Here is a 20,960-nt window from a genome sequence, read left to right as displayed (position 1 = left end):
TTAAGCTTATGTCCTGAAAAAGAATATCAGTTAATATTGCCTGCTATGTTCAAACCTACGACCCCAATAATTATAAAAATGAGGGACAGCACTTTCAGCGAAGTGATCGGCTCATTGAACACTGTAATCCCTATTGTTGAGATTAGTGCGACTCCAAGTCCTGCCCATATAGCATAGGCAACACTCACTTCCAGCTTTTTCAAAGCAATGGTAAATGCTACAAAACTGATGCCATAGAACACGAATATCAGCACCGATGGAACTATCTTTGAAAAACCTTCAGATAATTTCATACATGTGGTTCCGCATATCTCGAAAAAGATTGCCAGTGCAAGAAATGTATAGCTCATTTTTCTACTTGAAATTATAAGACATGTTCACTATGCTATAGATGCAGGATTATATTTAAGCTTCTGGAAAACATGTATCAACTTCACATAATTTTTTCTCTGCTTTGCAGCGTTAGCTTATAATATCTTCAGTTTTCAATTTCTTTTTAAAAAATAGGAGCTAAAAAATGCCAGTACTGGGATTTATTGCCTGCAGGATGTTTGAGGACGAGATCGTTCATATTATAGAAGATGATCCTGCAATTGAAAGGGTTATCGTTGTGGATAACGAGGATTGTTCGGGACTTGTCGAGAAACTTGATGTTGCCGGATGCAGCCATGAAATAGTCCCGTTCCAGGCCATTTCTCAAAAGTTCGAAGAGAATGATGATAGTTTTACCATAATTGTCTTCATGCTTGAACTTGCCCTTCATGCCGATCCTGACAACCTGAAAGAAACGGTTTACAATAAAACGGAAGAAATTTCACAGTACTCTGATGGTATTCTCCTGTTCTATGGTTTATGCGGCAATGTGCTTGGAAAGGTTGAAGAGGACTTCCGGTCCAGCCCATGCGAAGTGCATATCCTGAAAGAGGACAACGGAGAAGTAGTAGATGACTGTATCGGAGCAGTACTGGGAGGCAGGGCTGCATACCTCGAAAGACTAACGGGTTCTAAAGGTGTCGGGACATTTTTCATGACACCCATGTGGGCTGCCCATTGGAGGGAGATGGTTGTCTCAGCAGGAATGACACCCGATCCTGACGATATAGAACTCTCAAAGTTCGTTTTCGATTATGCAGGCTACAAGAATGTTGCAAGGCTTGATACTGGCCTGCACTATGAGAAGAATTTTGACTCAATGGTAGAAGAGTTCGCAAAACTCTTTGATTTCAACGTAATTGAGATGAAAGCCAGCCCGGACCTGATAGACCTATGTTACAGAAAATTGTGCAAAGATATTACAGGCTGAGAAGCCTCATTGGAAATGAATAAAAAAGAAGATAAATATAGCAGGAGCAGGCTATTGAAGAGCTTGTTTTGTTATTCATCAACCTTTTTTACTTCAGGTCCAGATCAATGCGATCACTTTCATTGCAATATGTAGTGATCCCCTGATCACTTCCACTCCAGGGTTTCAGTCAAGTATCATATCCCTGCATACTGGTTTTTTGTTTAAAATTTATGATTTTTCTTTGAAGTTAATAACATACACATTTAACAATCTGCAGACCCATAACTAACTAGAATAATAGGATTTGGGTTAATACAATGCTGAAGCGACACTACAAAGCGCTACTCCTGTTTTTCTTCCTGCTCTACATCATATTTTCAGGATGTATCACGAAGGACTCTGTTGAAACCGAAGAAAGCACAAGTAGCTTTAACGCCAGTCCCGGAACTGTCGTATACGTCCTGAACACAAACGGACCTGTCAGGATCAATAGCTGGGATGGTAGTACCGTAGAAATTACGGTACAAAAGAAAGCATATGTTGGTGGAAAAGAAGAGCTGGAGAAGATAGACATAGTTGTCACTGAAAGCAACCAAAAAGCCATAATTGAAACTACTTATCCCCTATATGGAAGCGAAAGCGTGACAGTTGACATGGAACTCAAAGTCCCTAAAGGTGTCGTTGTCAAAATCATGGAAACGATTAGAAATGATGCGGACATAGCAACTTGAATTTCTTTTCCTTATTCATCCTTCTCTGTCCTTACCTGAACTATTTTAGCTGATCCTGCTTTTAGGTCTCTCTTAATAACTAATTTTACTTTTACCATCAGACTTATAAAACTTAAAGAGAATATTACATCGGGGTTATCTTATGGGAGCATATGAAGAAACTATAAAAGATATCCGTGATACTATCGGTATTTTGCCCAGCTTTATGAAAGAACTGCCAGAAGACAAGTTAGTGGAAGATTGGCACATCTGGAAATATGAAGAGCCGGAAATGAGATTAAACAAATAAAGAACTGATGTTCAGAGGCCTCCAGATTTGATTGTAATGATGAGGCCTTGCCATTTTTTCAACATAGTTGATACTTTTGTTCTGAACCTTTGTTTGGATATGTGAATCGGCTGTAGAAAATATCAGCCATAACGTATTCACTGCCCTGCGACTGGTATTGAGTCCTTCAAAAAATATTCAAATAATTCTTTTCCCCATTTAACTGCATCAGGGCTATGGCATATGATATGAGTTGGATCGCTTTCCCCACTGATTTTAAGCAAGTGCATGAGGATACAATGATCATTATAGGTATACATTAGAAAGTCTATTTTCTTGGGATACACAAACAATTTAATCAGGTCGTTCTCAACCAGTTTTTGATAATGCTCATATCTATCAGTTCGTAGTTTATCGAAAGCTTCCTCAGTAATTATTAAATGTACATTTATATCGTTGTCTGTCAGTTCCGAGAATAAAGCGGGAAAATCGGGATGAAAATACGTAGTTACTTTATAAATGGATTCGGATCTTTTTGAATGTTCCAGAAACTCTTTGTTGAGTTCAAACATTTCACTAAGAGGAGGTTTTACTGTTCTGAAATTATCAAGCAGATCCATTTTTGCCAAAAGGTGATCCGGGATAAAATCAAGTTTATGGGTTCCCCAGTAATCAATATCATTATCGAGAACACTCATAGTATCTAATAAAGGAACCATAGCATCAACAACCAGCTCCCCAATTGGTGTCAATTTATAGATGTCATTGGAACCAGTAACAAGAGAATGATCTTCTAATACTCTTATCTGAGGGAGTAAAGCCTGCCTCGTTGTATTCAGATGCCTGAGTATCAATCTCATTTCCTCCGGGCCTTCTTTCAAAAACAGAAGTGTGTTCTTCCTTTTATCAGAACGAAATATAACATCAAGAAGTGGCTTAGTCATGTGTAAAATCTCCCATCCTACAAGAATTCAATAATATAACTTAAAATTTAATTTGCGAAAGTACTTTAATCACACAATATATAATTCGCACGGTTAACAATATGAAATCAGACTGGAAATCTGCAAACAGTTTCCAAATATGTTTTGTAAAAGAAGATAGACATCAGACGGATAGAAAATATTAAATTTCTTTCAAAAATTAAACAGGAAGAAATTAATCTTCTTCCAAATTATTCACATTTATTCTTTTAGATTTACAGGCAACTGTATCTCACTCATCAGTTCATCCTCGGGCACATCGTCAGGATTGTTCAGATAAAGAGCCCTGGAAGGGCCTGCAAGTTCCATACCCTGCTCATCCATATATTCGAAAAGGTATGTGTAGGCAGTGCCAACTTCATGGTATGGTCCCCTGTGAATAGCGCTGACTGCCTTGATAGCAGGCAGTGTTTCCACGTTGACGGAGAAATCATCTACGCACACATTTCCCGAAACAGGAATAGCCACCTCTATATCCGCACCTGTTTCCATATATTCTTCATCATGGCAGATGAACATACAGGGGCCAGTCAATTTGATGTTATTCCTTGGATTATTCGAGTCCTCTACGAAAGCGAACAGTTCCCCAATTAGCTTTCCGATGGTCACTTCATAGCTTCCAAGCTCACGCTTGCTGATTACTCTCATTTCCGGTACTTCCTTTATTGTAGGTTCTGATACTGACATACTAAACAACTCCAGTGTATCTGTTTGTTTGAGCAATATCTGCTGTATCTTTGCAAGCCTCCGGATCTCTTGCTCGTTCTGTGCAGATCTGTTTTGCATCATCTCCCCTATGAGCTCCCGGTCTCCACAATCTTCAGCATTCAACAGGGTTGCGATCTCATCAAGCCTGAACCCCATCCATGAAAGAGTACGGATCTTGACCCCTCTTTCAATCTGAGGATAGGTATAGCATCGATAACCCGTAAATGTGTCTTTTGCTGCAGGCACAAGAAGGCCTTTTCTATCATAGAAACGCAGAGCCTTCTGTGTAAGTTGCGTCATGAGGGAGAATTTGCCAATTGGTATTCGATCGAACTTCATTTTGCTCAAAATATAATCAAATCGTAAGTATATAATGTGATTTTTTCTCCCACGGGGCAAAGTTCCAAAAGGAAGTTAACTTACTCACAATGATCATCAGTAGTCATTGCTTCTGCAGAACCCTCGAAAAATTTCCTTAACTTGTGTAACTTATCCGGTTTCCCGAGTAATATGCACATGTCGTTTGAAAGCAGTTGCGTATCAGCAGTAGGATTTGGAATTATTTCCTCTCCTCTGCGTATTGCAAGCAAAGTTACTCCAAACCGGTTTCTCAGATCCAGGTCCTTGAGAGTGTTACCATGAACACTACAGCCGTCCTCCAGTCTGCAGGAAAAAAACTCGACTCCAGGAAGTTCGTTTTCAAGATTGAAGCTGCTTTCCTTAACCTCCAGGGAGGATTTTCGCAGCATGCAATAGCCATTAGCACGCAGTTCCCGGGTGAACCTGTCGATCTCATCTTCAGGAACAAGATACTTCTTAAGCAGGCGTACAAATATCTCCACTGAGGTTTCATATTCCTCAGGTATCACTTCATCGGCACCCATCTTCTGCAACTCTTTCATCTCTTTGAGGTAACGTGTCCTTGCAAGGATGTAGATGTCAGGGTTTATTCGTTTTGCAACTTCAACAATCTTCCTCGTTGCAATATAATCCGATATACCTACTACAAGTATACGGGCGGAACTTATGTTTGCGGATTCCAGCACCACCTCATGGGTCGCATCCCCGTAAAGTATCTTTTCACCACGTTTCTTTTCACGGCGCACAGTCTCAGGGTTAGTCTCTATGACCATATAGGGAATCCCTGCGGTCCTTGCGGCATTCGATACGGTCTTGCCGTTGAACCCATATCCAATAACAATCATATGGTCGGATATTTTCTCTTCTTCCTCCGGTACCTGCGTCAGGCTCTTTGAGTAAATACCATTGACCAATATTCTGTTAGAGGTTCTTTTCAGTATATTGTCAGCCACATTATGCGACGATGTTATCACAAACGGAGTAGCTGCCATGGTAAGTATGGAAACTGCCAGGAATATCTGGTAGAGTTCTCCGTTAATCAATCCAACGCCAATTCCGAAGCCCGCAAGTACGAAAGAGAACTCTCCTACCTGGGAAAGTCCCATACCTGTAATTAGTGATGTTCTGAACGGATAACCAAGCAAGAAAGTAACAGCACCTACTGTCAGTGATTTTAAGATAGTCACAAAACCTGCCAAAGCAAAAAGCAGTGCAAAGTTGGAAGTAAAGAAATTGATATCCAGCAGCATCCCAATTGACACAAAGAAGAAACTCATAAAAATGTCCTTAAAAGGCATTATGTTACCGATTGCCTGATGACTATACTCAGACTCGGAAATTATGAGACCTGCAAGGAAAGCCCCGAGTGCCAATGAAAGACCTGCATTGGAAGTAAGCCATGCCGTTGCAAGGGCTATGAAAATGATGCTGACAAGGAATAACTCTTTGTTCCTAGTCTTTACTATCTGGAACAACAACGCAGGCATGATCCATCGTGCACTTATAACTACAAGTACGATGATTCCCAGACCTTTCAGAAGGAATGCAGCCGCGCCACCTTCGGAATCACCCGGCACTCCTGCAAGTATGGGTGTCAGGAGTATCATAGGTACGATAATAATATCCTGAAAGATCAGAATTCCAAGAGAGGTCTTTCCGTAGGGTGTATACATTTCTCCCTTCTCCTGCAGCAGCTTAAGTACGATGGCAGTACTGCTCAGCGAGACAAGAAAGCCCATGAAAAGAGATGTACCAGGACTAAGCTCCAGATACCTGCATATGTAGTAAACAAGTGCAGTGGTAATGACTACCTGCAACCCTCCGCCCAAGAGTACTGCTCTTTTAATGTCCCATAGATCCTTAATAGACATCTCGATACCGATCGTGAAAAGCAGGAAGATTATTCCTATTTCCGCAAGAGCTTCAACTTCTTCTATTCCTGTTATGATACCAAGCCCGTGAGGTCCCGCAAGTATACCTGTAACAAGGAATCCCAGCACAGGAGAAAGCCTCAGGCGGTGGAATACCAGAAGTATGATGATAGACAGACCAAAAATAATCCCAATATCAGTAAGCAACGTTAATTCCATAGTTCAACCGTTTGCGCAATTTATATCCTTTTAATGAGTAATTTAGGTCTGTATCATATAAAATAACCGGGTAAAAAAAGAGAAGAAAATGGATTCAGATACCGGATATTCAGTATTACAGTCTTAAGATTTTTTCTTCAGACAAATGAAGAAACACCAACATGAATGCATTTTACTGATAATGGACGAGAAATCTGGTTTTTGAACAATGTACATCTACCTGCTTTTCCAGAGTTTTGATAGAAATGTTGCGTTTCCAAGACCTGTGATGATCAGACTATGTATATCGTATCCTGCACTAATATCAAACTCTTCTTTTACCTCTTATAGCCTGCATTGATCGCTTTTTCAAGGAAAGGAGCATTTAGAAGTAACTACATAGTTTTTAGCACATACTTCAGAGTTATTGTAGTATACGAAACATATGAGTATACAAGAATAACTTTCAAGTACCATCCAGAAACCTTTTCAGAGAGGATGTCATATTTAAGAACATGGAAGAAACACAAGACTTTGAATCCGAATTCTCGGAAATAAAATCAAAACTGTTTGATATTCATAATGACATGAAATCATTTATAGAACAGGCAAACCAGCAGCATATGGATACCGTCCTGCAACATCTGAAAAATGATTATAACAACACTATCGCAAACCACCTTTCAGAAGAAATAAGAACAGGTCTCTCAAAGAACATGGTCCGCAAATGCGAAAGAAGAGAAGAATGCGCTTCTGACTTTACCAGCCTGTTAGAAAGTAATACGAAAATGATCAGGCAGAATACGGTTTCCGAAAAATCTATTGCAGCCAATCGGAAAAAGCTGGAAGAGGTTAAAAATATACTCCCGTATAAAAAGTGCAGTACTTGTTATTCGGAACTAACGGACCTCTTCTCCAAACAGGTAAACCTGATGCATTCAATGAACATATACGATGAGAATCAAAAACATGGAAAGGACATGGGCTCACTACCGATACAGACCATTGTTGATGACATACTTGAGCCTGTTTGCCATCGAACACGTATGGAAATCCTCAGGGCAGTATATTCGGAAACAAAGACATTTTCCTCACTTTCCGAACTTACCGGACTCCGAGGAGGAAATCTTCTGTTCCATCTGCAGAAACTCTCAGATTCAGGGCTTATAATGCAAAGGCATGAAAGAGGAGATTACATGATAACAGCATGTGGTTTCAGAATAATGGAAGGTATTAGTAAAATATATGGTTCATTGAATCCGAACGATGAAGAAGAAAAATGCAAAAGTGAAGTCACAGAGTTTTCCTCATATCCAAATATGCCCGCATAGACGTTTTTGTTATTTCTTTAAGTGAGCATATAATAGATAGTGAAAATAATCAAACGGGATTTTTCATATCTTGCCAGTGGACTCGGCGGGATTTGAACCCGCGGCCTTTACGTTGCGAACGTAACGATCTCCCCCTGATCTACGAGCCCAAAAATAAAATTAAAAAGAAAAGAATACAAAAAGAAAAAAGATAACGGTTATACAGGTCTTCCGACTTCTGTTACCATTACACTTTCGACGCCTTCGACTGCTGCAAAGGCTTCCTCGACCTTTTCGGTACCGCCTTCGATGTCACCTACTAAGATAACCATCATGAGTGCCTTCAGGCCAAAAGCAATTGGTTCTTCCTTGGATGTTCCGAAAGTTGCACCCTCAGGCAAGGCTGCAATAAGCCTTTCCTTAAGATCTGCAAGGTCGGTATCCACATCTACTGGCATTACTTTGATTGTTGCTGCTACTTCTCCCATCCGATTCACCTCAGGGTCCCACGAAGCCACATTTCGGGCAGGTATATGGATTACTCTGCTGTCTGCAGCTTACGCACCTTCCAAGTTCTCTGCCACAACTTGGGCATGGGAAGCGCACAAATCCGGACTCTACTAACCTTTTGCCGCATGCGGTACACTTTTCGACTTTATTTGCCATCTAAATTCTCCTTTAAGCGTGATGTCTGATCAATATAATACTGAAAAATTCAGCATGTCGATGATTTGAGTACATACGCAGTATGTAATTTAAATATTCCCCTTGATGTGAGTTCCCACTACATCTTTCTCGATAACAGCATCAACAACCCTTTCAGGATGTTTGCCATTAACTATGACACAGTCCATCCGGTATTTCTTCAAAAACAGAGGTAGTGTAGCATCCATGCAAGTAGGTCCCATATTAAGCACTTCATCCACTGTCATCCATGTCTGCACCACATCCTCCGCATACACCCCATCTACATCCGTAACCTTAATGAATCTGGCATCAAGCTTTCTGGCTATCCACGCGGCTATAGTATCTGATGTAACATCCCATGAGTGAGGAAGCTTGTCTGTTTCCCTAAGCATCCTGTAAGGGAGTAGCATCGTAACTCCAACGGGTAATTTCTCGATAGAATCCGTAGAACCGATCCCAGTTTTGTCCAGCACATAGTAAGCGTATTGTTCCATGGCAAGGATTGCCATCCAGTGGGCAGCATCATCTCCGATTTCATATTTTTCACTGGCTGAACGGACTTCATTCGCAAACGATCCGCCTCCTGGAACAATAAGTATTGAGAAAGCATCCTGAGCTTTAGTTACTCCAAAGTTCTCTGACAGCGACCTGACAACTGCCGCTGCATCTTCCATCAGGCTTCCACCTAATTTTACAACCACCCTTTTCATCATATATTCCCTGTTAAACCTATGCCAGTCTTTCTTTTAAAATATCTGCCTCAAACATCCTTGCAGCCGCATAGGCAGGGAAAACCTTCGAGATATCATAACCCCACTTTTGGGCAACAGAGATACATTCAAAGCCAAGCCTCTTTGCAGCTTCCCTGATAAGGAACTCACCTATGCCTGCTGATACTATCCTGTCAAGTTTATTCCGCTCTGCAACCTGTGAAATAGCGTCTGCCAGCACACTGATCTGTTTGTCCCGTACCTGCTCTGCGATGTGGTATATATCGTCATGGGAAACTTCCGTGAGGTCGGCACACACAACCCTTGCCAGCCTTCGCATGGCATCAATCTTGCTTTTACCTGCACCATCGGCAGTTTCACAGGTGTATATTTCCTCTTCAATATCTTCCAGTACAAGGTAGGCATCAGCAGTGGTTGCAAAAAGTTCTGAGGATACGCGACATTCACCGGCAGTCATATCAAGACTTTCAAGCAGGTATGCAAGATTTGTTCTCAGCACACCTGAGTACACAAGCTCACTGCGAACCAGCCGCGAAAAGTCAGAAATGCCGGCTACATGTTTCCCGTTCCTAATAGGAATTATATCACTGGTTGTACTACCCATATCCACAAAGATACAATCGCCGATTTCCGTACCAATAAGATTAGCAGATGCAGCCCAGTTGGCTGCGGCAAGCTTACGCAGGTCTTCCGACCCATTGTGGAACTGTCCTTCACTGTCTACATACCTGATATCACAATCAAAGGCATTGTCCACCGATTCCATTATAAAACTTATACCCGCTTCCTTGTCTTCAAAGCAGTCTGCAAGTTCACCGGTCATCACAACACTCACCCCGTCAGGTTTGTGTTCTTCAGCTATCTCCTCCAAAGCTACCGGAAGCCTAGTATCCTTCCACAAAGGTATATAATGTAATTCAATTATTTCACCATCAGCAGAAGCAAGCTTTGTGTTTGCACCGCCGATATCAATTCCAATTATTTTCATACAATGTCCTCAAAGTCATTTTTTGTGAATGAGAATTCTCCTTCAAGGTCAACAGCTTCCGGAAGTTCACCGGAAATATTCTGTAGGAGAAGTTGTCCGATCTCGGCCTTCATTGTCCTGGAAAGCCCGAAAATAGCAGTCGTCGGTCGTGGGTTCACATCCACCACATAATTCTCTTCACCACGAACTATATCGATTCCAATGAAACCGTTACAATTCAATGCTCTTGCAGTATCGGCTGCAACAGCAAATAGTTCGTTTTCATAATCCGTCCTGTAAGGTACCATGTTCCCATGATAGCTTACCTGTGAATCCGGTTTAATAGTATCAATTTCAATGAATTGTTTATTCACACTCAAAGGAAGTATCTTCTTCCCACTTATAAGGCTTACACTCAGATGCTCACCTTTGATGAATTCACTTGCAAAACACTCTTCTTCAACATCATTACAGGAAGATAACCTCACTCCTTCGGATGCACATCCGAACCTGGGTTTAATAATACATAGACCTTCATATTCCCCGGTTATCATACGGGGCACATTTATTGAACTTGATTGCAGCGTTCGGGTGCACTCCAGTTTATCGGCACACTCCCTGACGGACTGTGGCGAGCAGCCAAGGTTCGTCGTATTATCCTCAATTATCTCCGAAAAATCCGCAAGCATTTCATCAGGTCCTATTACAAGACCTGCATCACACCGAGCAGCTTCTTTTTCAAGAACGATTTCAAAATCTTCAATGCAAGAGTCAATTGCTTTTCCTGTTTTAAGCTTTGGTCCGGAAGACAGATACGATACCTTATGACCCAGCCTGGAAAAGCTTTCAACAAGTGTGTTGAGCATAGCTGCACCTTCCAGCATAAGAGTTCCCTCAAGTCCTGCTCCGAAAGCATACTCTGCAAGAAGAATTTTCATGCTGGAATGCAAGTTCATTATTTGATATATCACTTGCTGTTACTATAATCAATTATGAGATATTCAATTAAAAAATATTACATATATCTTCTAAGCAAGGGAAACTGCTTTGAAATCAGAATTATTCTCTAATTCCATCACCAGACCAATACAAAATACACTATTAAATATATAGCTGCAACATATAAATTAAAAATAAATATATACTATCAAGTGAATTAGAAAACTGGGATGAATATGGAATTCAATGCTGACAATCCATTTGTACAGGCACTTGCAGTATCCACCACACTTGCAATTTTCATGATTGGTGTGGCAATGGGTATCATGAGACTGGCATCCACCGGATCACCGTCTGTTCCTTTGCCTGCTATATTGCTAATATTCGCAGTAATCTTCATTGCAGGATCAGTCTATTTTGAAAATCGTGGTGCAGATTATCTGGGATCCATGATAGGAGGAGCAGTAGCTTCTTTTGTTGCAACCTTTTCAGCAACTGCTTTTTTTACAGGTATCAAGTATGCCATGGAAGGTGGCATCAGCGTACTTGGATGGGAACAAATCATATCAGCCCTTGCTGTCTGCATGGTTGCAAGTATGCTCATAATCCGCACTTTACAGCATAAGCTCCAGTCTGCTTATTAGTATTGTTTCGTATATTGATAGAATCAATAATATCGATAATTTTCTCTTTAATCGCATTTTTTGCAAAAACCTTCCTAAGATGCGGAAAGTATTTATAGAACTTCAAACAATGATTAGTTCGATACACTCAATCATACGTTAAGCTCTGGAGACATTGAGATGGAGAAAGGACCTGATAATAGTGGTGATCTAAGTTCGGAAACAGCTGATTCCACAAAAGGCGGTGAAAGTTCTCAAGAAGATGAGGCTTCACAACTTAGGGAAAAACTGATACGACTCACTGCAGAATTTGATAATTTCAGGAAAAGAAGTATTCGCGAAAAGGAAGAATACCGCAAGTTCGCAGTTGAACAGATAATCACAGAATTACTTGAAGTTTATGACAACTTTGAGCGGGCAATAGAATCTGCAAAACAGACCGACGATGTTGAATCTGTAGTAAAAGGTGTGGATATGGTTTTCAAGCAGTTCACCTCGATCCTTGAGAAAGAAGGACTCCAAAGGATCGAATGTAAGGGGATGGAATTTGATCCTAACCTGCATGATGCAATAATGCATGTTGAACACACCGAGCAAGAAGAAGGCACTGTCGTTGATGTTTGCAAACCCGGTTACTATCTGCACACAAAAGTGATAAGACCGGCAATGGTTGCAGTCGCGAAAAAGCCCGATAATGACTAAAGAAAGAACTCTTCAATGCAAGAGTGCTGTCAAATAAAAGAAGAACATATTAGTACATATCAATTAATGAAGAGGTAAAGACTATGGGAAAGATTTTGGGAATTGACCTTGGAACGACAAATTCATGCATGGCAGTTATCGAAGGTGGGGAGCCTACTATAATCCCGAATGCCGAAGGAGGAAGGACAACACCTTCAGTTGTTGCATTTTCCAAAAAGGGAGAAAAACTCGTAGGACAGGTTGCCAAAAGGCAGCTCATTACAAATCCGGACAACAGTGTAAGTTCAATTAAAAGACACATTGGCGAAGGCGATTACAAAGTAAGCCTTAATGGAAAGGATTACACTCCACAAGAAGTATCAGCAATGATCCTGCGCAAGCTAAAGGACGATGCTGAAGCATATCTTGGTGAGACCATTACCGAGGCAGTTATCACAGTTCCTGCATACTTCGATGACTCACAGAGACAGGCAACAAAGGATGCAGGTTCAATTGCAGGTTTCAACGTAAGAAGAATCATCAACGAACCAACAGCAGCATCTCTTGCATACGGAATTGACAAGGAAGCAGGCGATCACAAGATCATGGTGTATGACCTTGGAGGAGGTACATTTGATGTATCCGTCCTGGAACTCGGAGAAGGTGTATTCGAAGTTCTTTCTACAAGCGGTGATACCCACCTTGGTGGAGATGATTTCGACCAGAGGATCGTGGACCATATAGTAAATGAGTTCAAGAAAGAAGAGGGTATTGATCTTTCCAATGACAAGGCTGCAATGCAGCGTTTGAAGGATGCGGCAGAGAAAGCAAAGATCGAACTCTCCAGCACCACATCCACGAACGTGAACCTGCCATTTATCACTGCTGATTCTAACGGACAGCCCAAACATATCGACATGGATATTACAAGGGCACAATTCGAGAAAATGGTCAGTGACCTGCTGGACAAGACACTTGTATCCGTCAACCGTGCACTTGAGGATGCAAAACTCAAACCGGGAGATCTTGAAAAGGTATTGCTGATCGGTGGTTCCACCAGGATACCTGCAGTAGTAGAACTTGTCCGCAAGGCAACAGGCAAAGACCCTTACAAGAACATCAACCCTGATGAAGCAGTAGCTATCGGCGCTGCCGTACAGGCAGGAGTTCTCAGCGGGGATGTCCACGACGTACTTCTGCTCGATGTAACACCACTTACTCTTGGTATTGAGACCCTTGGAGGGGTTGCAACACCTCTCATCGAAAGGAACACGACGATACCCACAAGGAAGAGCCAGATATTCTCAACAGCGGCTGACAGCCAACCATCTGTGGAAATCCATGTATTGCAGGGTGAAAGAGGCATTGCATCAGCCAACAAGACCCTTGGAAACTTCATGCTTGATGGTATTCCACCTGCACCAAGAGGCGTACCACAGATTGAAGTTACCTTCGACATAGATGCCAATGGTATCCTTCATGTTACTGCAAAAGACCTTGGTACCGGTAAGGAGCAGTCAATATCCATCCAGAAACCAGGAGGACTTACCGACGAGGAAATCGACAAGATGGTCAAGGATGCGGAACTCCATGCGGAGGAAGACAAAAAGCGCAAGGAAGATGTAGAAGTCAGAAATGCAGCTGAATCTCTCATAAACGCTACGGAGAAAACCCTTCAGGAAGCAGGAGACATTGCAACTGACGAGCAGAAATCAAAGGTTCAAAGTGCCACAGAGGACCTGAAAAAGGCTATGGAAGGCGATGATATCGAAGATATCAAATCCAAGACAGAAGCACTCCAGACCGCAATGTACGATATATCTGCTGCAATGTACCAGAAAGCCCAGGAAGAGGCTGCTTCAGCTGCCTCTGCAGAAGAAGGTGCAACATCTTCAGAAGGTTCCGATGACGAGACCATCGTAGATGCTGACTATGAAGTAGTCGACGATGAGAAGTAAGTACTGCTGAAGAAAACTACAAGTAAGATACTGTAATTGTGACAGTATCTTACATTGATATTTTATTTAGCAGAGGAAAATCACAGGAATCATACATGACCACGACACGCGATTATTATGAAATACTCGGTGTATCGAAAGATGCAACAGAAGCTGAAATCAAAAAGGAATACCGCAAACTTGCAATGAAGTATCATCCGGACAAGAACAAGGAGCCGGATGCGGAAGAAAAGTTCAAGGAAATATCCGAAGCATATGCAGTCCTTTCTGATACCGAGAAAAGAGAACAGTACGATCGTTTCGGTCATGCTGGTATTGATAGTCGCTACACCCAGGAAGATATTTTCAGAGGCGCTGATTTCAGAGGTTTCGAAGATCTTGAAGACATCCTTGGAGGTATTTTCGGAGGTGCATTCGGCGGGTTTGGTGGATTCGGAGGATTTGGCGGCAGACAACAGCGCCGTGGACCTGTGAGAGGGTCCGACCTGCGATATGATATGACCATTACGCTGGAGCAGGCTGCGAAAGGGACTGAAACAACTATCAATGTTCCCAGAGCAGAGAGATGTGATGTGTGTGGTGGAACAGGTGCGAAACCAGGCACAAGTCCGAAGACATGTTCCAATTGCCATGGATCTGGACAGGTAACACATGCACGTGACACACCTTTCGGACGCTTTATGTCGACTACAACCTGCAATGTATGCCACGGAACCGGTGAGGAAATCGAAGAGCCGTGTCCGGCATGCAGAGGTACCGGCAAGCAGAAAAAGGTACGTAAGATATCGGTAAAGACTCCAAAAGGTGCGGATAACGGAATGCGCCTGAAGATCAGCGGAGAGGGAGAAGATGGTAGCCCTGGTGCTCCTCCCGGCGACCTCTATGTAGTCATTCATGTTGAACCTCACAAGCTGTTCGAGCGAGCAGGTGACGATATACTCTTTGAGTTACCTGTCAACTTTTCACAGGCAGCTCTTGGAGCTGATGTGATGGTGCCTACCCTGCACGGCAAGGTCAAAATGAGCATTAAACTCGGTACCCAGACACATTCTATACTCCGTCTGAAGGGCAAGGGAATGCCATACCTGCACGGACGTGGGCAGGGAGACCAGCTTGTAAGGGTTATTGTAAAAACACCCACAAAACTTACGGACGAGCAGAAAGAACTACTTAAGAAATTGAATCTGCCAAATGAAGGAGAAACTGCAAAGCACAGCAAAGGTGGAAAAGGTATATTCGACAAAGTCAAAGAAGCCTTTGATTAAAGCCAATTCTTCCACATACTAAAATCTTTTTTTACTTCTTTTTTAAGATATACAGTAAGGTTTAAAAACCAATACCGGATATATGGCGTGTTCGTTCTCTATCAACTATATACGTCTTATGAAGGAATAACATGAAGATTGTGATCATCGGAGCCGGTGAAGTCGGTTACCATATTGCAAAGGCACTTCACCAGGCAAATGATGTCGTTGTCATCGACCAAAGTGAAGAAGCATGTGAACGTGCCGATGAACTTGATGTTCAGGTAATACAAGGCAATGGTGCCAATGTTTCTATACTCAGCAGGGCCCTTGAAGGCACTGACCTGCTTGTAGCCGTTACCGGATCAGATGAGGCAAACATTGTTGCCTGCATGGCAGCAAAACTCATCGCAAAGAACAAGAATCGCTTAAACACCGTCGCAAGGGTAAGTAACCCGGATTATATTGACAAACCGGTTGCAAAACGCACACAGATCGGCATAGATACAATGATATGCCCTGAACTTACACTCGCCTCAGAAGTTGCGGAGATACTTGCAATTCCTTATGCCATCGGAGCAGAATATTTTGCCGAGGGTAAAGTAGAGATGATGGAATTTGCCGTGTCGCAAGAAAGTGAACTTGTCGGGAAAGAGCTTCAGAATTTAAATATGGCCAATTGCTGCATAGTAAGTGCACTTTTCAGGGATGCTGAAGTCATCATTCCTCATGGTAAGGACAGAATACAGGAAAACGACCATATTGTCGTTATTGGGAAACCGGCTGCTATGAAAGAAGTCCGCGACATGTTAGGTGAAAAGGTAGGCAGACGCAGTAAGGTTATGATTATAGGAGGAGGAATCGTAGGTTTCTATCTTGCAAAACTCGTATCCAAAGGCGAGTTTGATCTTAAGGTTATCGAAGCTGACAAGGAACGTTCATCCCAAATCGCAGATGAGCTTCCCAATGTGCTTGTGCTCAACGGTGACGGCACTGATATAAATCTTCTCAAAGAGGAAGGTGTCGGGGAGATGGACGTTGTCATAGCAGTTACCAACAGCGACGAGAAAAACTTACTCTGTGCACTTATAGCAAAGCAGCTTGGAGGAAAAAAAGTAATAGCCAGAGCTGATCGCTCGGATTACGTCTCCCTCTTCGAGATGGTCGGCGTGGACAGTGCAGTAAGCCCCAGACAGGCAACAGTTAACGAAGTCCTGAAACTGACTATGGGCCAGGGGATCGAAACTGTTGCAACCATCGAAGGTGAAAAAGCAGAAATCATCGAGTATACCGCTTCCAAGAAATCAAAAATTGTGGGAAAACCTCTTAAGAGTGTCAAATTCCCTTCAGGAGCCATTGTCAGCATGGTTGTCCATAAAGGAAATACCATTGTCCCTCGTGGTGATTACATCATAGAGGAAGAAGACAGGGTAGTAGTATTTGCCCTGAAGTCTGCAAATACTGAAGTAGAAAAACTGTTCAAGTAATTCCCCATCAGGAGCGTCCTACGTGAATTATGAGATCATTCTAAATGTGCTGGGAAATCTTCTCAGGTTCCTCGGGCTTGTAATGATCATTCCACTCCTTGTAGCTTATTATTACGGCGATTCATTATTACCATTTGCAGTTGCTATCGCCATCACAGGCGCTATGGGTATTTTGCTCTCACATCGCTATGGAGCTGAAGGTGATTGGAAGATAAGAGAAGGATTTGCCATAGTTGCCTTTGGATGGTTTACTGCTGCTCTTTTTGGGTCTATCCCTTTCATGCTTGATGGCATAAGTCCTTTAAATGCTCTTTTTGAATCGATGTCCGGGTTCACGACAACCGGAGCGACCATTCTTCAGGATATTGAAAGTCATTCCAGAAGCATACTTTTCTGGCGTAGTATGACCCAGTGGATCGGGGGAATGGGTATTATTATGCTTTTCATTGCGATTCTTCCGAAACTGGGTGTTGCCGGAAGACAACTTTTCCGTGCCGAAACCCCGGGACCTACAGAAGATAAGATCAAGCCAAGGATCAGAGGAACAGCCAGAATTCTGTGGACGGTCTACGTAGTGATATCCATTATCCAGACAGTCTTGCTAATGATTGCAGGCATGGATCTCTACGATGCAGTAACGCATACATTCACTACAATGTCTACCGGCGGATTTTCTCCTTATTCACAGGGTATTGCAGTATTCAATAACCCTTTTATCGAAGTAATAATAGTTGTTTTTATGTTCATTGCAGGAGCAAACTTCGCCCTCCACTACAGAACCCTGTACACAGATCGCTACAGTCTCGTGAATGACAATGAATTCAAATTTTACACAGTCATAATTCTGGCTGCAACCAGCCTCTTAACTTTCTCCCTGTGGAACGATATGGGTGAAAACATCTTTACTTCTTTCAGATATGCACTGTTCCAGGTAGTTTCGATTACCACGACAACCGGTTATGCTACTACTGACTTCAACATGTGGACCGATTCCGCAAGGATCGTATTGCTTGCAGTGATGTTCATTGGCGGATGCGCCGGCTCCACAGCAGGAGGAATAAAGGTTGTCAGGTTCCTGCTACTCCTGAAGTACTCACAGAATGCTCTTTTCAAATCCATTCATCCCAAAGCTGTGAAACCAATCAAATTCAACAACAAGGCAGTGCCTGAGGATGTCATGCAGGCAATTGTATCCTTTGTAGTAATCTACATAATGATATTTGCAGTATCCACCGCACTACTCTCTCTTATGGGAATGGAGCTGATAAGTTCTATTACTGCATCCATCGCCACGCTGGGAAACATAGGCCCGGGATTCAATGCCGTAGGCCCTCTGTCCAATTTTGATGTAGTCCCGGACCTTGGGAAACTATTACTGATTGCGAATATGTGGATTGGAAGGCTTGAAGTATTTACAGTAATAGTGATGCTGACACCGGAATTCTGGAAACGGTGAAATTTAAGATATAATGCGGCTTTCTTGCAGTCCCAAGTATGTAACCTACATGCTGTCGAGTGGATTTTCTATTGAAAAGTATCCTTTTCCCCTTATCAAGCTGCAAAAAACGCTTTCTGAGCTTTTTGCTAAAAAGCATGTACTTTAGCAGGTTCAACATCATAAATGCGATATTTGTAACTCCACCTATAGCTTTTATTGTTGCAATACTGTCACCTGCATTCTGAAATGGCCTGCGTTTATGCAGGTTCACATCTGTAAAACCTGCACGCTCAAAATAAGATTGCCATTCTTCAGGCGTATTTATCCTGAAAGGTAAGCCTGTCACTTCCGTGAAAATGTTTTCAGCCTCATTGATCTTTATTTTCAGGTCAGGGTCCATGACAGCATCCATGTACAACTCATTGATACCTGCATAACCACCCGGCTTTAAAACACGTATGAATTCACTGAAAGCCTTATCCTTGTCGAGAAACTGGGAAACAAACTCTGTTATCACAACATCAAAAGAAGCCTTCCTGAAGGGAAGTTTGTATGCATCACCTGTTATGAACAAAGTCAGTTCTTCGACGTCTTCATTTATTGCCCTCTGACGTGCCTTTTCTACAGAGACACGGGCAATATCCACTCCGACTACAAAGCAGCCTGTTTTCTTTGCAAGATGACAGGCACTGAATCCACTTCCGCATCCCACCATCAGGACTTTGCTGTTTTTTCCGATGCTGCAGAACCCGGCAAGTTCCTCTGTTGAACGGGGACCGCCAATATGGAAAAAAGGAACTCCCATATAGCTCATAAAATCATAATATTCCATCTTCTCAAGATCAGAAATTGACAGCTTTTTTTTGTCCATGTTATTTTCCGTTAGAAGTCATTTAAATTATCTTGACATATACAAATAAAAAAGCTTGCGCTAATCAAAAGAGCGGAATAATAAAAAACAGGAAAAAGTGATTACAAAATCACTTTATCAGCGTTCAAAATCAAGTTCATATTTGACAACGTTCTTGAACAGAACTCTCAAATCCCATAGAAGTTTCTTGTTGGCCTTGAACAGGGCATACAAAAGGTCAATCAAGCTCATAGTCGAGAAATTGACTCCTTCCAGGGAATGTGCCAGATTGTTAAGATCCTTATCAGTGAATTTGATGAATACATTTTTAACAATAAGACTGTTATCAATTTCAAGTCCTACTGTTGAACGCCATTTTTCCTCGTATTCATTGAGCCTCTCAACGGAGACGTCATCAGCAGAAATTGCTTCATAGGCCACCTCACCGGCAATCTTGCCTGCTTCCATGGCATTGATGATTCCTCCACCGGTGACAGGATCAGATTGTCTTGCAGCATCACCTACAAGCATCAGGCCGTTAGCCGTGGTCTTTTCGATAGTGCCCCTTACAGGCACTCCACCGGCATCCATTTCAAGGATTTGTGCATCCGGGAACTTATCTTTTACGAAATCATCCAGATACTCAACAGCAGTCTTTTCCCCGGATTTGCTTCCCAGAATACCTATTCCTACATTTGCCAGATCCTGACCCTTGGGGAAAATCCAGACATAACCTGCGGGTGCCACCTCATTACCAAGATAGAAATAACAGTAATCCTGATCTATACCCGTTCCACTCATAAGGTACTGGGCACAGGTCTCAATATCCACGGGTTTAAGTGCTGTATCTATACCTGCCCATCGGCCTATCTTTGACTCAACCCCGTCGGCACCTACCACAATCTTACACCTGACTTCACGTTCCTGTCCCTGGTGCATGATCCTGACGCCTTTTACGTAGTCATCTTCTATGATAAGCCCTGCTGCCCTTGTCTTCACAAAGACTTCAGCACCTGCTTTTGCACTCTCATACACCAGTGCCCTGTCGAACAGCTTACGCTCAAGGACATAGCCGACTTCTCCACCTGCTACTTCCTCTGCCATCTCAATCATCGTGCCATCAGGAGAGAAAATGCGTGAACCTTTTACATCAGCGCATATCCAGCGGCTGTCCGGATTGATATGTTTCCTCAACCAGACCTTGCTTACTCCTTCTGCACACCTGACAGGGTCTCCGACCTCCTGCCTCTTCTCTATTAAAAGAGTACTCAGACCTTTTTTTGCTGCTGTTTTAGCTGTTATCGATCCGGCAGGGCCTGCTCCGACAACTATTACATCATAATAGTCTTTCATTTTTCCACCTCTATGGCTCCTAACGGGCAGACCTTTGCGCAAATCCCGCAACTTGTACAGCTATCATCTACTTCGATCCAAGTTTCGACCAACTCAAGCGCACCGGCAGGGCACACACCTACGCATGCACCGCAGTATCCGCATTTAAACTTGTTCACTTTAATGGTCACCAATATCACCTGTATTAACGTAATTTTTTAGAAAATAATCTTTAAAAAGATATATCTTTATTCCCTGTCACAAAACGGAAATCGCACAGGATTACCCATACAATGGGAGTGATAATAA

At 42.4% G+C, this 20,960-nt stretch carries 22 protein-coding genes and 1 tRNA gene; 10 read left to right on the top strand and 13 right to left on the bottom strand.

The window, feature by feature from the left end; all coding sequences use genetic code 11:
- Positions 1-26: 26 nt before the first annotated feature.
- The gene (locus tag V7O62_RS13070; RefSeq protein WP_406656776.1) at positions 27-350 is read right to left on the bottom strand and encodes a DMT family transporter; all 324 of its coding nucleotides are present in this window, start codon (positions 348-350) and stop codon (positions 27-29) included.
- Between the two features lie 167 nt (positions 351-517).
- On the opposite strand from V7O62_RS13070, the gene V7O62_RS13065 reads away from it, so the two are divergent.
- The 3 genes from V7O62_RS13065 to V7O62_RS13055 all read left to right on the top strand — a co-directional run bounded on the left by V7O62_RS13065 (position 518) and on the right by V7O62_RS13055 (position 2,305).
- Entirely contained in the window at positions 518-1,303 is a 786-nt protein-coding gene (locus tag V7O62_RS13065) for a DUF1638 domain-containing protein (protein WP_406656775.1), read from the top strand.
- A gap of 299 nt (positions 1,304-1,602) precedes the next feature.
- Complete coding sequence (locus V7O62_RS13060) at positions 1,603-2,016, top strand: hypothetical protein (protein WP_406656774.1); 414 nt, start codon at positions 1,603-1,605, stop codon at positions 2,014-2,016.
- Between the two features lie 142 nt (positions 2,017-2,158).
- Positions 2,159-2,305, top strand: a complete 147-nt coding sequence (locus V7O62_RS13055) for a hypothetical protein (protein ID WP_406656773.1) — start codon at positions 2,159-2,161, stop codon at positions 2,303-2,305.
- Positions 2,306-2,442: 137 nt separating this feature from the next.
- Here V7O62_RS13055 and V7O62_RS13050 read toward each other — a convergent pair whose 3' ends face one another.
- The 3 genes from V7O62_RS13050 to V7O62_RS13040 form a co-directional block, all read right to left on the bottom strand.
- Entirely contained in the window at positions 2,443-3,144 is a 702-nt protein-coding gene (locus V7O62_RS13050; RefSeq protein ID WP_406656772.1) for a helix-turn-helix transcriptional regulator, read from the bottom strand.
- 324 nt (positions 3,145-3,468) lie between these two features.
- Positions 3,469-4,314 (bottom strand): GyrI-like domain-containing protein, encoded by an 846-nt coding sequence (locus V7O62_RS13045; protein ID WP_406656771.1) that lies wholly within the window; start codon positions 4,312-4,314, stop codon positions 3,469-3,471.
- Positions 4,315-4,394: 80 nt separating this feature from the next.
- Entirely contained in the window at positions 4,395-6,425 is a 2,031-nt protein-coding gene (locus tag V7O62_RS13040) for a cation:proton antiporter (protein WP_406656770.1), read from the bottom strand.
- A gap of 494 nt (positions 6,426-6,919) precedes the next feature.
- Here V7O62_RS13040 and V7O62_RS13035 point away from each other — a divergent pair, with 494 nt between their 5' ends.
- Positions 6,920-7,735 (top strand): winged helix-turn-helix domain-containing protein, encoded by an 816-nt coding sequence (locus V7O62_RS13035; RefSeq protein WP_406656769.1) that lies wholly within the window; start codon positions 6,920-6,922, stop codon positions 7,733-7,735.
- Positions 7,736-7,812: 77 nt separating this feature from the next.
- Here V7O62_RS13035 and V7O62_RS13030 read toward each other — a convergent pair.
- The 6 genes from V7O62_RS13030 to V7O62_RS13005 all read right to left on the bottom strand — a co-directional run bounded on the left by V7O62_RS13030 (position 7,813) and on the right by V7O62_RS13005 (position 11,037).
- Positions 7,813-7,884, bottom strand: a tRNA-Ala gene (locus tag V7O62_RS13030).
- Between the two features lie 48 nt (positions 7,885-7,932).
- On the bottom strand, positions 7,933-8,202 hold the full coding sequence (locus V7O62_RS13025) for an elongation factor 1-beta (RefSeq protein ID WP_406656768.1): 270 nt from the start codon (positions 8,200-8,202) through the stop codon (positions 7,933-7,935).
- Positions 8,203-8,212: 10 nt separating this feature from the next.
- Positions 8,213-8,380: a zinc finger domain-containing protein gene (locus V7O62_RS13020; protein WP_406656767.1), complete on the bottom strand. Its 168-nt coding sequence runs from the start codon at positions 8,378-8,380 to the stop codon at positions 8,213-8,215.
- 89 nt (positions 8,381-8,469) lie between these two features.
- On the bottom strand, positions 8,470-9,111 hold the full coding sequence (locus V7O62_RS13015; protein WP_406658305.1) for an amino acid kinase: 642 nt from the start codon (positions 9,109-9,111) through the stop codon (positions 8,470-8,472).
- 19 nt (positions 9,112-9,130) lie between these two features.
- Positions 9,131-10,120, bottom strand: a complete 990-nt coding sequence (locus V7O62_RS13010) for a hydantoinase/oxoprolinase family protein (protein ID WP_406656766.1) — start codon at positions 10,118-10,120, stop codon at positions 9,131-9,133.
- A complete protein-coding gene (locus V7O62_RS13005; RefSeq protein ID WP_406656765.1) occupies positions 10,117-11,037 on the bottom strand; it encodes an ATP-grasp domain-containing protein in 921 nt (306 codons plus the stop codon). Before V7O62_RS13005 ends, V7O62_RS13010 begins: the two co-directional genes overlap by 4 nt.
- Positions 11,038-11,268: 231 nt before the next feature.
- Between V7O62_RS13005 and V7O62_RS13000 the strand changes: the two genes are divergently transcribed.
- The 6 genes from V7O62_RS13000 (at position 11,269) to V7O62_RS12975 (ending at position 18,487) form a co-directional block, all read left to right on the top strand.
- Positions 11,269-11,682: a heat-shock protein gene (locus V7O62_RS13000; RefSeq protein WP_406656764.1), complete on the top strand. Its 414-nt coding sequence runs from the start codon at positions 11,269-11,271 to the stop codon at positions 11,680-11,682.
- 159 nt (positions 11,683-11,841) lie between these two features.
- Positions 11,842-12,363, top strand: coding sequence for a nucleotide exchange factor GrpE (gene grpE / locus V7O62_RS12995; protein ID WP_406656763.1), 522 nt, complete (start codon positions 11,842-11,844; stop codon positions 12,361-12,363).
- Positions 12,364-12,446: 83 nt separating this feature from the next.
- Positions 12,447-14,300: a molecular chaperone DnaK gene (gene dnaK / locus V7O62_RS12990; protein WP_406656762.1), complete on the top strand. Its 1,854-nt coding sequence runs from the start codon at positions 12,447-12,449 to the stop codon at positions 14,298-14,300.
- Positions 14,301-14,395: 95 nt separating this feature from the next.
- Positions 14,396-15,565 (top strand): molecular chaperone DnaJ, encoded by a 1,170-nt coding sequence (dnaJ, locus tag V7O62_RS12985; protein WP_406656761.1) that lies wholly within the window; start codon positions 14,396-14,398, stop codon positions 15,563-15,565.
- A 131-nt stretch (positions 15,566-15,696) separates the two neighbouring features.
- Positions 15,697-17,031, top strand: a complete 1,335-nt coding sequence (trkA, locus tag V7O62_RS12980) for a Trk system potassium transporter TrkA (RefSeq protein WP_406656760.1) — start codon at positions 15,697-15,699, stop codon at positions 17,029-17,031.
- Between the two features lie 22 nt (positions 17,032-17,053).
- Positions 17,054-18,487, top strand: coding sequence for a TrkH family potassium uptake protein (locus V7O62_RS12975; protein WP_406656759.1), 1,434 nt, complete (start codon positions 17,054-17,056; stop codon positions 18,485-18,487).
- Here the strand turns inward: V7O62_RS12975 and V7O62_RS12970 are convergent.
- The 3 genes from V7O62_RS12970 to V7O62_RS12960 form a co-directional block, all read right to left on the bottom strand.
- Entirely contained in the window at positions 18,444-19,340 is an 897-nt protein-coding gene (locus tag V7O62_RS12970; RefSeq protein WP_406656758.1) for a methyltransferase domain-containing protein, read from the bottom strand. The two genes, V7O62_RS12975 and V7O62_RS12970, sit on opposite strands and share 44 nt — an antisense overlap.
- 117 nt (positions 19,341-19,457) lie before the next feature.
- Positions 19,458-20,672, bottom strand: a complete 1,215-nt coding sequence (locus V7O62_RS12965) for a geranylgeranyl reductase family protein (RefSeq protein ID WP_406656757.1) — start codon at positions 20,670-20,672, stop codon at positions 19,458-19,460.
- Positions 20,669-20,842 carry an indolepyruvate ferredoxin oxidoreductase subunit alpha gene (locus tag V7O62_RS12960; RefSeq protein WP_406656756.1) on the bottom strand — a complete coding sequence of 58 codons (174 nt, stop codon included), beginning with the start codon at positions 20,840-20,842 and terminating at the stop codon, positions 20,669-20,671. The genes V7O62_RS12965 and V7O62_RS12960 overlap by 4 nt, the downstream gene beginning before the upstream one ends.
- Positions 20,843-20,960 lie beyond the last annotated feature (118 nt).

The organism is Methanolobus sp. ZRKC2, assembly GCF_045291185.1.
Classification (GTDB): domain Archaea; phylum Halobacteriota; class Methanosarcinia; order Methanosarcinales; family Methanosarcinaceae; genus Methanolobus.
The sequence above is the reverse complement of the archived record's forward strand: the minus strand, read 5'-3'. Positions and strand labels throughout refer to the sequence as shown.